General features: G+C 34.3%; 19 protein-coding genes and 1 other RNA gene. 5 read left to right on the top strand and 15 right to left on the bottom strand.

What is annotated here, in order from left to right; translation table 11 throughout:
• Nucleotides 1-43: 43 nt before the first annotated feature.
• Nucleotides 44-520, bottom strand: a complete 477-nt coding sequence (locus CD29_RS14770; protein ID WP_036188481.1) for a DUF4306 domain-containing protein — start codon at nt 518-520, stop codon at nt 44-46.
• 196 nt (nt 521-716) lie between these two features.
• Here CD29_RS14770 and CD29_RS14765 point away from each other — a divergent pair, with 196 nt between their 5' ends.
• Together CD29_RS14765 and CD29_RS14760 are read left to right on the top strand one after the other, a co-directional pair.
• Nucleotides 717-1,676, top strand: coding sequence for a hypothetical protein (locus tag CD29_RS14765; RefSeq protein ID WP_036188479.1), 960 nt, complete (start codon nt 717-719; stop codon nt 1,674-1,676).
• The gene (locus tag CD29_RS14760) at nt 1,666-2,220 is read left to right on the top strand and encodes a hypothetical protein (RefSeq protein ID WP_036188477.1); all 555 of its coding nucleotides are present in this window, start codon (nt 1,666-1,668) and stop codon (nt 2,218-2,220) included. The genes CD29_RS14765 and CD29_RS14760 overlap by 11 nt, the downstream gene beginning before the upstream one ends.
• A 31-nt stretch (nt 2,221-2,251) precedes the next feature.
• On the opposite strand, the gene CD29_RS14755 is transcribed toward CD29_RS14760, so the two are convergent.
• A complete protein-coding gene (locus CD29_RS14755) occupies nt 2,252-2,710 on the bottom strand; it encodes an SRPBCC domain-containing protein (protein ID WP_036188475.1) in 459 nt (152 codons plus the stop codon).
• A gap of 339 nt (nt 2,711-3,049) precedes the next feature.
• On the opposite strand from CD29_RS14755, the gene CD29_RS14750 reads away from it, so the two are divergent.
• Together CD29_RS14750 and ffs are read left to right on the top strand one after the other, a co-directional pair.
• Nucleotides 3,050-3,712 (top strand): hypothetical protein, encoded by a 663-nt coding sequence (locus CD29_RS14750; protein WP_052124188.1) that lies wholly within the window; start codon nt 3,050-3,052, stop codon nt 3,710-3,712.
• Between the two features lie 57 nt (nt 3,713-3,769).
• Nucleotides 3,770-4,035: signal recognition particle sRNA large type (gene ffs / locus CD29_RS20045), an RNA gene on the top strand.
• A gap of 70 nt (nt 4,036-4,105) precedes the next feature.
• Here ffs and CD29_RS14745 read toward each other — a convergent pair.
• Nucleotides 4,106-4,447, bottom strand: a complete 342-nt coding sequence (locus tag CD29_RS14745) for a hypothetical protein (protein ID WP_036188473.1) — start codon at nt 4,445-4,447, stop codon at nt 4,106-4,108.
• 104 nt (nt 4,448-4,551) lie between these two features.
• Here CD29_RS14745 and CD29_RS14740 point away from each other — a divergent pair, with 104 nt between their 5' ends.
• On the top strand, nt 4,552-5,178 hold the full coding sequence (locus CD29_RS14740) for a LysE family transporter (RefSeq protein WP_036188471.1): 627 nt from the start codon (nt 4,552-4,554) through the stop codon (nt 5,176-5,178).
• A 2-nt stretch (nt 5,179-5,180) separates the two neighbouring features.
• Here CD29_RS14740 and CD29_RS14735 read toward each other — a convergent pair whose 3' ends face one another.
• The 12 genes from CD29_RS14735 to CD29_RS14685 form a co-directional block, all read right to left on the bottom strand.
• Nucleotides 5,181-6,545, bottom strand: coding sequence for an amino acid permease (locus CD29_RS14735; RefSeq protein WP_036188469.1), 1,365 nt, complete (start codon nt 6,543-6,545; stop codon nt 5,181-5,183).
• Between the two features lie 105 nt (nt 6,546-6,650).
• The gene (locus CD29_RS14730) at nt 6,651-6,851 is read right to left on the bottom strand and encodes a cold-shock protein (protein WP_036188467.1); all 201 of its coding nucleotides are present in this window, start codon (nt 6,849-6,851) and stop codon (nt 6,651-6,653) included.
• A gap of 156 nt (nt 6,852-7,007) precedes the next feature.
• Entirely contained in the window at nt 7,008-7,175 is a 168-nt protein-coding gene (locus CD29_RS20510; protein ID WP_169716193.1) for a hypothetical protein, read from the bottom strand.
• A gap of 262 nt (nt 7,176-7,437) precedes the next feature.
• Complete coding sequence (locus tag CD29_RS14725) at nt 7,438-8,226, bottom strand: DUF2935 domain-containing protein (RefSeq protein WP_036188465.1); 789 nt, start codon at nt 8,224-8,226, stop codon at nt 7,438-7,440.
• Nucleotides 8,227-8,406: 180 nt separating this feature from the next.
• Entirely contained in the window at nt 8,407-8,613 is a 207-nt protein-coding gene (locus CD29_RS14720; protein WP_036188463.1) for a hypothetical protein, read from the bottom strand.
• Nucleotides 8,614-8,701: 88 nt separating this feature from the next.
• On the bottom strand, nt 8,702-9,238 hold the full coding sequence (locus tag CD29_RS14715) for a DUF5412 family protein (RefSeq protein WP_036188461.1): 537 nt from the start codon (nt 9,236-9,238) through the stop codon (nt 8,702-8,704).
• Nucleotides 9,239-9,325: 87 nt separating this feature from the next.
• Entirely contained in the window at nt 9,326-9,811 is a 486-nt protein-coding gene (locus CD29_RS14710; RefSeq protein ID WP_036188459.1) for a GNAT family N-acetyltransferase, read from the bottom strand.
• A 24-nt stretch (nt 9,812-9,835) separates the two neighbouring features.
• Entirely contained in the window at nt 9,836-11,137 is a 1,302-nt protein-coding gene (locus tag CD29_RS14705; RefSeq protein WP_036188458.1) for an NAD(P)-binding domain-containing protein, read from the bottom strand.
• A gap of 63 nt (nt 11,138-11,200) precedes the next feature.
• Nucleotides 11,201-11,410 carry a hypothetical protein gene (locus CD29_RS14700; protein WP_036188457.1) on the bottom strand — a complete coding sequence of 70 codons (210 nt, stop codon included), beginning with the start codon at nt 11,408-11,410 and terminating at the stop codon, nt 11,201-11,203.
• An 18-nt stretch (nt 11,411-11,428) separates the two neighbouring features.
• Complete coding sequence (locus CD29_RS14695) at nt 11,429-11,731, bottom strand: ArsR/SmtB family transcription factor (RefSeq protein WP_036188456.1); 303 nt, start codon at nt 11,729-11,731, stop codon at nt 11,429-11,431.
• 83 nt (nt 11,732-11,814) lie between these two features.
• On the bottom strand, nt 11,815-12,231 hold the full coding sequence (gene arsC / locus CD29_RS14690; RefSeq protein WP_036188455.1) for an arsenate reductase (thioredoxin): 417 nt from the start codon (nt 12,229-12,231) through the stop codon (nt 11,815-11,817).
• Between the two features lie 15 nt (nt 12,232-12,246).
• A complete protein-coding gene (locus CD29_RS14685; protein ID WP_036188454.1) occupies nt 12,247-13,536 on the bottom strand; it encodes an arsenic transporter in 1,290 nt (429 codons plus the stop codon).
• Nucleotides 13,537-13,968: the final 432 nt, after the last annotated feature.

Here is a 13,968-nt window from a genome sequence, read left to right as displayed (position 1 = left end):
AGTTCATTTCTCCAAGCGTTTTTATGTTCTCTAACCAATCAATTTATTCTACTATTTGTTCTTTATACCTTTGTTGGGTGTATAGGAATCCAGAAATGAGGGTTGTTAGAATCGAAGATGTGAGCAACAGATAAAAGAATATTCTTCCACCATCAGTTGTTGATTTATAAAACAGAGTACTTGTGCACAAGAATACTATTCCACATAGAAAGGCTAATTTCATGCCAAAGTGTATATTCTTTTTTCCAACTAAAACTAGCGTAATTCCAATTATATAAAACAAGCTTAACAACATTAACATCGGAAAGAATGGTTGGAATTTTAATGCATATACGAAGTAATCAATCACAACTATTTCTTTTCCTGTTGTTATTTCTATACCTAAAAAGTGTGTAAATGGAGTCGAATAATTCCATTCCAAACTCTTCTCAATAATCGCACTTCCTTCGTACCAAGCCGCAAGTGTCGAAAATAATAACACAACTCCGCCAATTAGAAATTGAAGAATATATTTAAACAAAAGATCGCTTCCTTCGCTTTGTAATATCTATAATGAATAACGCACCTTTATCAAATATGTTCCTCCTAACAAATACTGCTTAATTCCTTTAGGACCTTTGCAGCATTTTTATTATCCCCCCTATTTTCGCTTAACGTATTCTAATATGCTATAACAAAGGAATTAACCAAAAATTTGAAGAAATGAGTGTCTACTTATGAAGGATCGATATATTTGGATAGCATTTTTCATAGTTATTTTGAGCATGTTTGGGAATTATTTATACTTTCAATCCAAACAACTTGAGCACCCTATTTTTTTAGAACACTACTATGAGACATATGCTCAGGAGGGGTACTATCTTAGATTTTATTATTTATCAAATAAATCTGAACCAGTTGAAGTGAGTCACGTGTTGATAGATGGGGTTACGGTTTACCCTTCCAATAATCATGGTCACCAAATGTGGTCAAATCAAAACTACAGTCCAAACTATGAGCAAGAATTTACACATCATTATTTACAAAGGGTTACCTTTAGTCTCCCTGAACAAGAAAGTGCGCAAAAATTTTCTACTAATGATGTTTGGACATTTAATGAAATGCAAGTTACTTTTACAAATGGCCAAACGATTGATACTAATATTGGTGAAGTAAAAGTGTACCATGAGCGCACTGATACAAGCTCTATTGTTTCCAGATTTAACTCTCGGATTAAGAATGACAATGATGGATACTATACAATGTTTACTAAACCGTTAAACATTGAATCCATTACTATCCCATTTGGAGAGAAAGTCTCTAGAGATGTTCTTTTAAGAGTAAAGCTGAATTCCAATAATACAATTAAGCTAGATGATACAAATGCGCCTTCCAACCTCCCTCTCTGGTATCATGAGAAGTTTGACATTGAAGTCAGTGATAACGAAGTGGTCTATATATTAGGTGAAAATTTATATCCATTTCATATAGATACTTCCGATTGGTTCAAACTTTATATTCGTTACAACCCAAATAATAAAAATTACTACGATTTTGATGTAAAGATAAATGGAACTACGGATGAAGGTAAGTCATTTGAATACAGAATTCTAACTGAGGATCGTGCCTATCTTACACAGCAAGATGTAAATGAAATACTCGCAGAATATCAAGGGGGTTCTTCAAATGAAAAATGACAAAGCTTTTCAGAAGTTGTTTTGGGGCTTTTTACTGATTTGGATTGATGTTTATGTCATCGTTGATGTGTTTGCAGATCCGATTGGCTATTACCTTATTTACTCAGGTATTAAGTTATTGGTAAGGGAATTTCCAATTGCTAAAAAGTCAGAATTTCTTGCAATGATTCTAGTCATTATTTCAGCACCTTCTTTGTTTATAAAACAACCACCCCAACCACCTACTGGATTCATCTATTCAGCAATTGATTGGTATTACACAATAATAAGCTTTGCAAACTTTTTACTTATTTATTTTATATTCCAACTAATAATTGCGATTGCAAGTAAATGTGGTAAACAAACAATGGTCAATTGGTCGAAAACAATCGGGATTACCTATTTTGTCATTATGTTTATTATTCATTTGAGTAGTAGTTTTGCAATTAACCTTCGAATCGATGACTATATTTCTTTTGCATTTCTTGTTGCTGCATTAATCATTCACTGTGTATTTTTAATGCTTGTAGATGAAGCTAGAAAATTAAAAATAGAGCGAAACTGATAAGTAATAATGCTTTCAGTTTCGCTCTTTTTTATATCGTGATGGCAGGTAATGTTTCCCCTGTTTCTAACAAAGTTTTCAAATTACTAAGTATAGCAGGCCAGCCATTATTAATCCCTTGGAAACCTGAGTTTTCATCGCAAAAGTCATTTGGGAGGAGGTATTCATGCTTAAGTGATAACTTTACTGTCTGCTCCATTGGTTGTAGAGTAAATGTTACTTTTGGTGATTGTTCACGCTCAGTTTTATCTTCTACCCAAAGAAATGTATAGGATAAAAATTGGTTCCGTTCATAGCTAAATAAAACCCCTTGATCTGTTAAGTTGTCATTTTCATCGTGGAAAGTAACAGGTGAACCTATTTTCCAATCGGATTGAATTTTTCTTCCAAACCAATAATTCTCGGTAAATTCATTACTCGTTAAAGCTTCCCATAGTTTATCTTGGGTAGTTCCAATGTATGTTACATAATTAAAAGTCGAGTAGTTCATGTATATCCTCCCTATTTTAAAATTAGTAATTTTGTGAAGTACGGTTTATTAATATTTCTATCTATTTCAAAAATAAAGGCTACTTTCTTTATCAGTTCCCTTCGCTGACAAAATCCGTATACGACATATTTAATATTAAGTGCATACTGCACATAATTCTGGGTATGCCGTATGTTAAATACGGTCACTAAAAAAGAGTCTTTATTCTATGTTGTATATATTCGCCAAATTGATATATTTATTCGCCAAGCTCCTAATAATAACCTCCTCACAATGATCCTTACTCAACAAAGAGTAACTATTTCATAGTGGGAAACAATAGTAAGAGGAGGTTGTCCTATGAATACGTTTATTTACTTCTTACTGGGGCTCGCTTACATTTGCATATTAATCTGGGGAATACGATTAAGTAAATATGACGGTTTATTCAATTTGTCTAATGTTCTTTTGATTGTTATTTTGGGGCTAGTTTATGATAATTTCATCATTGCATTAGGTGAATTTATTGGTGAAGGAAGCTTTTTAGAAAATTTAAGTATTCCTCGCTACTGGTTACACGCTCTTTTCACACCTACTCTCATCCTCTTTGCATGGAATGTTTGTTATTGCTTAGGCGTATCTTGGGCAAAACGGATATTTTGGAAGGTACTAGCATACCTAATCAGTATCGGTTTAATTTTCTACGAACTAGTTACCAGTTTGTTAAAACTTGGACTTCAACCAAAATGGGAATACGGAATATTAACATACGAAGCAGTTCAGTCACAACACCCTATCATGGTAATTCTTATTACTATTGTTTTGGCTCTGGTAGGTTTTATTTTACTCAAGAATTTTCACTTTTCCTGGTTACTACTTGGAACACTTTTCATGATTATAGGTAGTTTCCTTTCAGGCTGGTTGACGGGCGTCCCTGTCATGAATACTCTAGAATTTATTTTAATTTTCGCTTTAATAAACACAAGGCAATTTCAAGTTCAGAATCAATTTACCAATCAATAAAATATCAAAAAAATATTGTTTTTATCAAAATTATATTATATAATAGTAATATCTTGTCCGGGCTAGTTGGGGAGGTAGCGGTGCCCTGTAACTTGCAATCCGCTCTAGCGAGAATGAAGTCCTTTCCTAGGCTGTCCGTATTGTAGGGTTTGCCTTTTGCACGTAGCGTTGACGGCTGGGTCCCGCGCAATGAGTACCCATGAACCATGTCAGATCCGGAAGGAAGCAGCATTAAGTGGGTTCACTCATGTGCCGTGGGGTAGCCTCGCTTGAGTTGGCGACAAAAGTAACGCCTATGTGCTGCTGCCAAAGAAGGTGCTCGGACTTGTAATACATAAATTGATATCACTAAAAAAGACAAAACCAACTTATCCCTGGTTCTGTCTTTTTTTATTAATTCGCTTTATCTTCTTTACTAGCGATTTTTTTATTGATTCCTCTATAAATTTGCGTATTCATAGTCCCTTGCACAACATGCTCTAAGAACAAATATCCAACAAGTTTTAAGTAGTTGTCATCGTCAAACATTTTTCTGTTTTGAATTTCCATTTCGGCTAAACTTTCATATGTAGCAAGGATTGAGTACGTATAGTCTTGACCAGCAATAGGAATAAATACCTCAACGGTGTGGTCATATTGCTCGTTACGATATTTTTTCATCTCTTGTAAATTTTCGATGGCCTCTTTAAATTTTTCTTGTTTTATTTCAAAGGTTTGATATACATATACAGGCATTAGTTTGACTCCTTATCATTTTTATTTCATAAGTTGTCCTACGTTGGTCAAGCATTGAATAGGATGGTAAAAACGATTTTTTTGTTACTAAAGGAGTTTAGATGATGAGTGCTTTTTTTGGTTACGTCTTTCTTGGTATTTCTCTAGCAGCTCCAATTGGTCCTATTAACGCTGCACAGTTAACTAAAGGAATCTATGGAGGGTTTTTTCATGCTTGGATTCTTGGATTAGGTGCAATGCTAGCCGATGCTTTCTATATGGTAATTGTCTATTTAGGTGTGTCACAATTTCTTGAAACACCGTTTATGCAAACCTTATTATGGTCATTTGGTTGCTTCGTACTTATCTATACTGGCATCGACAGTATAATTAGTGCAAAAAAACAAGTAGATTTGAAATATATTAAAGGAAGAACGTTAAAAAAATCCTTTATATACGGATTTATACTTTCAATTACGAACCCATTATCCATTCTCTTTTGGCTTGGAATTTATGGATCAGTTCTCGTTGAAACGGTTTCTACGTATGATATGAATCATGTTATTTTATATAGCTTAGCGATCTTCGTTGGTTTATTTATCTGGGACATTACGATGGCAACTATTGCGAGCAGTTTTAGAAAACTACTTAAAACAAAAATGTTAGGTGCTATCTCCATCGTATCTGGGATTTCTCTTATCGGATTTGGTTTATATTTCGGCGTACAAGCAGTAAATTTATTATTTTTCTAAAACTAAATACCACGAGGGTACACGTTTTGATTCTTTTTCTTCCCTTTACGCATAAATAAAATCACAATCAGGACAAGAACTATAAATAATATACTTACGAAAAACCCAATTCGGTTCGTGTCATCAAGAATCGTACCACTAACGGCTAGTAGAATTAAAAACATTGCTAAAAACCTTTTCACATGATCAAACTTCGTAGCTTTTAAAAGTTTTGGGAATGAAACAAGAATGAAAAACCAATTATAAATTAACATTAAACCAGCTGCTGTAGTTATATATTCGTATACTCGATCTGGTACTAATCTTGAAATAATTATCGACAGAATTAATACTGAAATCGTTAATGCTAAAGCAAACGGAGGTACCTTTAATTTCCCTTTTTTCGCAAAGACTTTAGGTGCATCTCCGTCCTCTGCCATCGTCAATAACATACTTGTAACTGCAAATAAAGAAGCCGCCATTGTGGAAAATCCAGCAATAATAATCCCGCCTATAAATACATGTGGGAAAAATGCTAAGTTATATTTTGCAAGTGCAATAACAAAAGGACTTTCTTGTGCATTAAACTGGTCAAAAGCAGCAAACCCTGATGCTAAAAAGATGGAGATTAAATAAATTGAAGTTAATATTATTAACATAACCGTAGTGGATTTGATGACTTCATTTTTATTTTGAAGTCTCATTGATAATATCCCCATAATTTCTATACCACCAAATGCATAAAATCCAAAAATAAGTGATGTCCATAAACCAATGACTCCATTGGCAAACAATGAATCCATTGAATTTGGTAATGTAAAGTCACTGACACTACCGCCAAAGTTTCCAAAAAGAATGAGAATCGCTAATATGATAAACATAAAAATAGCGGCCACTTTCATGACAGCAAAGATGTTTTCTACTCGTTCAAATCCTTTTGTTCCAATTAATACGACGATAATTCCTAAAGTTGCATAAATAGATGCTAAAACCCATAGCGGTATATAAGGAAACCAAAAACGAGTTAGTATCGAAAGAGCTGTCAATTGACTACCTGCAATTAACATTTCTGAAAACCAGTAGACCCAACCGCTACTAAATCCTGCCCATCGTCCATATGCTTTTTTAGCATACGTTCGGAAAGATCCTTCTTGAGGGTCTTGAATAAACATTTTCCCTAGAATTTCAGAGACAATCATAGCAGTTAGTCCTGCTAGTATGAACGCAATGATAAAGGAAGGGCCCGTTTTAAAAATTCCAATTCCTGAGCCGAGAAAATAACCCGTACCAATCGTACAACCTACACCTATTAGGGAAAGTTGCCACCACTTTAACTTACCTTCCCCGCCCTTCTCACTTTTCCCTCCAACACGTGCTGGGATTTCCATCAAGTACTCCCTCCCTTAATTTCCTACTTATTATTGGCGTGAAATATAAGTTTATACAGAGAGTGAGTTGCATTAAAAATAGACCCAAATTGGGTCTATTTAAAGTTATGCTTTTTGAACGTTTTTAGCTTGTGGACCACGTTGTCCGTCTTCTACTTCAAACGTAACACTTTGCCCTTCTTCTAATGATTTGAATCCTTCACCTCCGATACTTGAGAAATGCACGAATACATCCTCGCCATCTTCACGTTCAATAAATCCGAACCCCTTTTCTGAGTTAAACCATTTTACCTTGCCATGTTCCATTATTAATGACCCCTTCCGTTGTAATAATTCACTCATGAACAGTTAATGATAAGTTAAAACCCTAATAGACACTTTTTTAAAAGTGTTCTCTATTAGGGTTCTGACTGAGGTAAGTAATTAATTTATGTTACTTTCTAAGCGTAACTGTCTAACGTGTTAACAATCTTCACAGTCATTGTTGTTTTGATTGTTATTATTGCGTTTAACGTTTACTTCCTCAGCGAACTCCTCACGGTTAGCACGCTGTCTGTTTGCATTTTGGTTTTGATTTTGTTGTTTTGTTTTATTTTGTGTTTTGTTGTTTTTATGTTTGTTGCTACCCATACTATCACCTCCATCACCCTTATTTTGAGTCAGAGGTGGTTTTTTATCCGTCGCATGGATTATGGAATTATTGCTACTCTTACAGAAATTACACAATAGCTACAAATACGTTCAGCAATTCCCTTACCTTTCCTATAATATGAGGTGGTACGCGTACTTTCCCTCTTAATATAGGCTTGTTAAACACTGATTAAACACTAAAAAGCATTAATTCTTAATTGAATGAGAATTAACGCTTTTAGTCACCACTATTCTTAATTAGTCATTGTGCATTCAAATGCGCTTCATACATATCAATGATTTCTAAGAATCTCTCTGCTTCTCTAAATGTATGGTCTGCAAGAAGTGGATGAATATTACTCTTAATACGACATTCCTCGATTAGCTCTCTTGCCTGTTTCTTAAAGTCCCTTAAAGATTTCGTAGATACTCTATTTTGATCTAACATTTGGTCTAATAGTGGTCTTGTTTCAGATTGTGGTCGCATGTGATCTAAATCTTGTGCCTGGAATAACAATTGGTCAAAGTCATGACTAAAATCCCTTGCTTGATCTACTAATTTCCGTTCTGAAGGGTCTAACAGGTGGCCAATAAACTTAGCATGGTCTGCCATGATTTTTAGGAAAAATACATTTTCTTTAATAATATCATCAGGTTTCGGTGCTAATACACCTTCATTAAGTTCCTTTAATCTTCTTGCAAAATAAGCAGCTTCTCGGCTAGTATGGTCCACTAATAACGGATAATTATTAGTCAGGATTTCACAACGTAAAGTTAAGTCCAATATTCTCCTTTTAAATGCCCAAATGTGAACTGCAGCTTGGTATACCTCGTTATTAAATGCTTGAACTGCACGTAAATCAGAGTTTACTGAAAATCGACTTAGCTTTTCCTCTATCCTTTCAAACAAATCGTAAAATTGCTGTGCTTCAACAACTAAATTCTTTTGATCATATGTGAACCCTAATTTTAAAAATAAAGAATGTTCCTTCATAATTCTTGCCCAGAATTGAATTTCATTTAGCGACCGCGCAACAATAGGATTAATCATAAACTCCCTCCTAATTTTGTATTCTCTACATGTATATGAGGGGGCTAATTTGTCCTATTTATTTTGGGAAAATTTTCATGGTTGACTAAAATCGTGTGATTTCATACATTTAGCCTAATTTGAACCAATTTCGTTATTTATACTCAAATAAAAAATCCTACTTCGTTAAGAAATAGGATTTTAGCACTTACTTATTTTTTTAGCTTTCTTTTTAGTTAACCCACGATGACTCATTTCCATTTTTAAAATCGATAAACTTTTCTTAACCTCAAGATAATGATTTAGATCAACAAGTGAGCCTCGTTCTTTTTGTCTCTGTTTATAAATTTTTTTATCTTTTTTATATTTTATATAAAGAGTCGCAAGTTCTTTATCAGATATTTTCATCATTATCACCAATAGTATTATAATTCATATTACAGTATTGTAAACCTACTATGAAAAGGTTTTTAACAATTTTTATATCTGAACAACACTAATACCCATATGTTTCTTCTACATCCATGTCTAAGACGTGATTATTAATAGATATTTTATTATCATTAATCCATTCAACTTCCACAGTCTCGATACGTCTTTCAAGGTAAATTCGTTTTTTAAACCAAAGAGGACCATTCAACTCCCCACGTATCCCAAAAGTACCTGCTGCTCCTGCATCCCAACGATAAAAATCAATCGTGTAATGGCCATCTGGTGACTGGACTGTTTTTATATGCTCATTAGCCCCAAGTCCAGAGAAAAATATCCAAAGTAAAAAGACAAAAGATAAGAACAGTGTAACCAATAGTGAAAGTATTACAGCTATCCAATTTCGAATTGCTGACCATACACTATAAGTATTTTTAAATCCACATATAGCTAAGATAAAGGCAGCAATACTTAGTATAAGTAGCACGTAAACTGGAGGTGTGATCTGCCAAGTATTGTTTATATTTGAGTAAATCCAATAGCCCGAAAAAAAGAAACAAAGTAGAATCAATAAGAACGACCATAAATTATAGCTTTTCACCATTCAATAACCTCCGTACAGTTTTTCGTTACCTGAGGACACTTCCGAATTACAGACGGAAATTATTGGAATTGGTTGCACATTAGTAGTTTAAACAAGCACTTTACTTCTTCTTTCCATGATTGTTGTATTGTGCCATTTACCATCTCGCATTGCGATTTTTTCTCGAGTGCCAACTATACGAAAACCTACTTTTTCATGAAGTGCAATACTTGCACTATTGATAGCAAATATAGATGATTCAAGTGTCCAAAATCCTTCTTTTTCACTTTCTTGAATCATTTTTTCCATTAATAATGTTCCTACACCTTTTCCCCGCGCTAATTCACTAATATATACACTAATTTCACCTACACCGCGATACACTTCTCTGCTAGATACTTGAGAAAGTGTTATCCATCCAACTACTTTCCCCTCAATTTCCGCTGCAAAACGTAATGTTGGATGATACTTCTTATGCCATACTTCTTTGGATGGAATATTCGTTTCAAAAGTTGCACATTTTGTAGCTAATCCCTCACCATATATTTTGAGCACCTGATCTAGATCCGTTTCCATTAACTGACGAACTATCATATGAAATCCCCCACTTAAAGTCTACTAACAACATTCATTTATCCTACTATTACATACACCTGTCTCAGGTAAATTTAATTCCACACGTTTTGCACTTACTAAATCACCCGCTAAATAAGAAGTGATGGAACGAACTTGTTCGTATCCTGTTGCCATTAAGAAAGTAGGAGCACGACCATAACTTTTTGCTCCGACTACATAGAAACTTTCCTCAGGTTGACGTAATTCCAGCTCTCCGTGTGGTCTAACTGTTCCACAACTATGGACATTTGGGTCAATTAATGGAGCTAATGCTGTAACACTTTCAGTTGTAGAATCAATACTTAAACGAAGTTCACTATTCATCGAAAAGTCTGGTCTGCTACCTGTATTTACGATTAATCGGTCAAATCCTTCTAATATTATTTCTTCATTTCTACTCGTACCTATAATAGAGATTTTTTCTCCATCGTTTATTGATGTAATAAAGAAAGGTGTGATCACCTTAATTATTTCATCTTCAACAAGTTGGCGAATTTTGGAACCAAGTGCACCTCTTTCAGCTAGCTCATCATTCTGTTCACCACCATAAGCAAGTTCAATGTTTTCCTTTCTTAAAATCCAAGTAATTTTTGTTGATGGAGCTTCTTTTTTCAATTTCACCAAATTTAATAGTGAATTGATGGCAGAGTGTCCTCCACCTATTACAGCTATTTTTTTGTTCGCATAGACTGTTGGATTGGCATGGCAATTAGGAATGTGATAGTCAATATGCTCTTTCAATGATTTTTCTAATGGAAGCCACACGCCATTTCCTTGTGCAGGATTTGGATTACCCCAAGTACCTGTCGCATCAAGAACTGCACGGGCTTCAAATGTTTTTAACCTACCATCACTTTCAACATAAATAATAAATGGTTGCGTGTTTCTATTTTTGGATTTCAATTTATCGTTCAATTTGCGACTAATAGAAATGACTTGATGATTTATATATAAAGATGGCTTAATTTTATCTAAATCAGATAATGGTTTTAAGTATTGATCAATCATTTCTTGGCCAGTTGGAATGATTTCCTCGTTCGGTAATTGCCAATCTGTTTGTAGTAGCAAATTTTTTGCAACTTGATCCATGTTATATTTCCAAGGTGAAAACAGCTTTACATGCCCCCAAGTTTTGATATTTGCACCTACTTCGTTTCCCTTTTCTAAAAGGATAAATGGTATATTTCTTGCTGTGAGATGTGCAGCCGCAGCAAGCCCCACTGGTCCCGCCCCTATAATTGCAATTGGTAGCATAGGATCAGATTTGCAACAAGATTGATTCAAAATATTAAAAGTCATCTTCATTTTAATTACCCCCATATATAATCATTTGCTTATATACTTTTTAAATAAATAAGTAGCATAGTGCTACCTATTTATTTCTTGTTGAATTAGTTGTAATGCTTGTTTGTATTGTTCTTTTGTATGTGTACCATATTCTTCTAAATTACCTTTAAAGAAATGATTTTCAACAAAGTTTTGCAGTTCAGCGTATGAAAAAGTTCTCGATAACAAAATTAGCTTCATATACGAGTAAAAGAATTCTTTACTTTTGTTACCTGAATGATGAACAAGCATAAAATCTCTCCCACATAGTTAAGATTGACATGTAGTACACTGATTTGGTGATTTTGTTTCTAATTGATCTATAATTGCTCTAATTGCAGGTGATTGTTCTTCAACAATTCTGTAGTGTTTCCATGTTCCTACTTTGCGAGCAGTTACTATGCCTGCTTCTTCAAGCTTTTTTAACTGTTGACTAACTGCTGGCTGAGAAAGGCCAATGACATCCACTAAGTCACAAACACAAGTTTCACCTGACTTCAAACAACTAAGTAAAGTGAGACGATTTGCATCTGATACCGCTTTTAACTGCTTTTCCAAAAATTGAATGTCCATTCCTTGTCACCCCGTTATATATAAGTATATGCTTATATATTAATATTATTATTTCCAATTTGCAACCATTTAATTTTTAAAGTTTATTCACCAATTTCAGCAAACTTTTGAATGCGCACACCTATTTCATCCCGAACACGTTGGAAAACAGTCCACTTTTCTTCATCAGTTCCTTCTGCTTTGGCAGGATCGTCAAAGCCCCAATGCTCTCGTCGAACATGTGGAGGAGTAACAGGACATTTATCAGCTGCATCACCACATAATGTAATGACTAAATCTGCATTGTTCACCGTTTCTATGTCAATGATGTCTGATGTTTGATTTGAAATATCAATATCCAGTTCTTTCATTGCTTTCACTGCATTTGGATTTAGTCCATGTGCTTCAATCCCAGCACTTTTTACTTCCCAATCAGGAAGTAACTTCTTTGCCCAGCCTTCTGCCATTTGGCTTCTACACGAGTTACCTGTACATAAAAAGTAAATTATTTTTTTCGTCATTTGAATTAGCTCCTTTTATATAATTAGCAATGTTAGATATAGACCAACTAATGTAATAAATAGAATTGGAATCGTTAATACAATTCCCGTTTTAAAATAAGTTCCCCAAGAGATTTTAATACCCTTTTGAGATAGCACATGAAGCCATACTAATGTTGCAAGGGATCCAATCGGTGTAATTTTTGGCCCTAAGTCCGAGCCTATTACATTCGCATAAATGAGTGCTTCTCTTACAGCGCCAGTAGTGCTTGTCTCTGCAATTGCTAGTGCATCAATCATTACTGTTGGCATATTGTTCATGACAGAAGATAAAATTGCTGCAATAAAACCCATCGCTATAGTTGCAATAAACAATCCTTGGTCTGCAAAGAATTGAATGATACTTGCAAGAGATCCTGTTAACCAAGCATTCCCTAATCCGTAAACAACTACATACATTCCAATAGAGAAAAAGACAATGTTCCAAGGTGCGCCTTTAATAACGTCTTTTGTATTCACAACTGAACTCCTTCTTGCCATTAGTACAAAAAATATTGCAATAAGCCCAGCTACGAAGGAAACTGGAATATGTAAATATCCACTTGTGAAATAACCAATGACTAATATGGATAATACAAGCCACGATAATTTGAACATCGACATATCTTTAATTGCATCTTTTGGGTTCCTTAATTTTGAAAGGTCATAATTTCTTGGTATACTCTTTCTAAAATAAATTAACAAAACCGTAATCGTTGCTATTAGCGAGAATATATTAGGTAGGAACATTCGTGCTGCGTACTCTGCAAAGCCAATATTAAAGAAATCAGCAGACACAATATTAACCAAATTGCTAATTACAAGTGGTAATGATGTTGTATCGGCAATAAATCCACTAGCCATTATGAAGGGGAAAATCATCGCCTCTTTAAAATCTAAATGTCTCACCATTGCAAGTACAATCGGTGTTAAAATCAATGCAGCGCCATCGTTGGCAAATAGTGCTGATACAATCGCTCCTAGTATACTAACGTAGACAAACATTTTAACTCCGTTGCCTTTTGCCGCTCTTGCCATATGTAGAGCAGCCCATTCAAATAATCCTATTTGATCAAGAATTAAGGAGATTAAAATGATTGCCACAAACGCTAAAGTTGCATTCCAAGTTATCCCAACAACTTCGGATACATCTTGAAAATCAACTACTCCAACAAGTAATGCAAGAATAGCTCCTCCACAAGCAGTCCAACCAATATTCAAACCTCTTGGCTGCCAAATAACAAATAGTAATGTAATTAAAAAAATCAATGTTGCTAAAATTGCCATTTCAATAATCCTTTCCTCATGACAGACTCCTTGAATATTCATATATTACAATATACTTATATTCAATGTTATTATAGTATTCTAATTTAATGCTGATTTCAATCTTTTTTACATGGGGTTTCAGAAGTATTTTAGGTTGAGGCTATTGATAAAAATATTATTGAATTATGAACTCTTTTCGATTCATTGTTTTTCATTACATTTATGGAGGCCATTTCAAACAAGTTCATGAACAAAAGGTCTTCATTGGTTTTATGACGACTTTTTTGAATTCTTTTCCCACCACAAAAGGTCTTCATCGGTTTTATGAAGACCTTTTCTTACTTATTTCCGATCACAAAAGGTTCTCACCGGTCTTATGAAGACTTTTTCTCACCCATTTTCGATCACAAAAGGTCTTCATCGGCCTTATGAAGACTTTTTCTCATTCAT

The sequence above is a fragment of the Ureibacillus manganicus DSM 26584 genome (assembly GCF_000772945.1).
GTDB lineage: Bacteria > Bacillota > Bacilli > Bacillales_A > Planococcaceae > Ureibacillus > Ureibacillus manganicus.
The sequence above is the reverse complement of the archived record's forward strand: the minus strand, read 5'-3'. Positions and strand labels throughout refer to the sequence as shown.

Bases quoted from the DNA above. Each gene is read 5' to 3' on its own strand.
- CD29_RS14765 (WP_036188479.1), top strand. From the start codon at position 717: ATGAAGGATCGATATATTTGGATAGCATTTTTCATAGTTATTTTGAGC.
- CD29_RS14760 (WP_036188477.1), top strand. From the start codon at position 1,666: ATGAAAAATGACAAAGCTTTTCAGAAGTTGTTTTGGGGCTTTTTACTG.
- CD29_RS14755 (WP_036188475.1), bottom strand. From the start codon at position 2,710: ATGAACTACTCGACTTTTAATTATGTAACATACATTGGAACTACCCAA.
- CD29_RS14750 (WP_052124188.1), top strand. From the start codon at position 3,050: ATGAATACGTTTATTTACTTCTTACTGGGGCTCGCTTACATTTGCATA.
- CD29_RS14745 (WP_036188473.1), bottom strand. From the start codon at position 4,447: ATGCCTGTATATGTATATCAAACCTTTGAAATAAAACAAGAAAAATTT.
- CD29_RS14740 (WP_036188471.1), top strand. From the start codon at position 4,552: ATGAGTGCTTTTTTTGGTTACGTCTTTCTTGGTATTTCTCTAGCAGCT.
- CD29_RS14735 (WP_036188469.1), bottom strand. From the start codon at position 6,545: ATGGAAATCCCAGCACGTGTTGGAGGGAAAAGTGAGAAGGGCGGGGAA.
- CD29_RS14730 (WP_036188467.1), bottom strand. From the start codon at position 6,851: ATGGAACATGGCAAGGTAAAATGGTTTAACTCAGAAAAGGGGTTCGGA.
- CD29_RS20510 (WP_169716193.1), bottom strand. From the start codon at position 7,175: ATGGGTAGCAACAAACATAAAAACAACAAAACACAAAATAAAACAAAA.
- CD29_RS14725 (WP_036188465.1), bottom strand. From the start codon at position 8,226: ATGATTAATCCTATTGTTGCGCGGTCGCTAAATGAAATTCAATTCTGG.
- CD29_RS14720 (WP_036188463.1), bottom strand. From the start codon at position 8,613: ATGAAAATATCTGATAAAGAACTTGCGACTCTTTATATAAAATATAAA.
- CD29_RS14715 (WP_036188461.1), bottom strand. From the start codon at position 9,238: ATGGTGAAAAGCTATAATTTATGGTCGTTCTTATTGATTCTACTTTGT.
- CD29_RS14710 (WP_036188459.1), bottom strand. From the start codon at position 9,811: ATGATAGTTCGTCAGTTAATGGAAACGGATCTAGATCAGGTGCTCAAA.
- CD29_RS14705 (WP_036188458.1), bottom strand. From the start codon at position 11,137: ATGAAGATGACTTTTAATATTTTGAATCAATCTTGTTGCAAATCTGAT.
- CD29_RS14700 (WP_036188457.1), bottom strand. From the start codon at position 11,410: ATGCTTGTTCATCATTCAGGTAACAAAAGTAAAGAATTCTTTTACTCG.
- CD29_RS14695 (WP_036188456.1), bottom strand. From the start codon at position 11,731: ATGGACATTCAATTTTTGGAAAAGCAGTTAAAAGCGGTATCAGATGCA.
- arsC (WP_036188455.1), bottom strand. From the start codon at position 12,231: ATGACGAAAAAAATAATTTACTTTTTATGTACAGGTAACTCGTGTAGA.
- CD29_RS14685 (WP_036188454.1), bottom strand. From the start codon at position 13,536: ATGGCAATTTTAGCAACATTGATTTTTTTAATTACATTACTATTTGTT.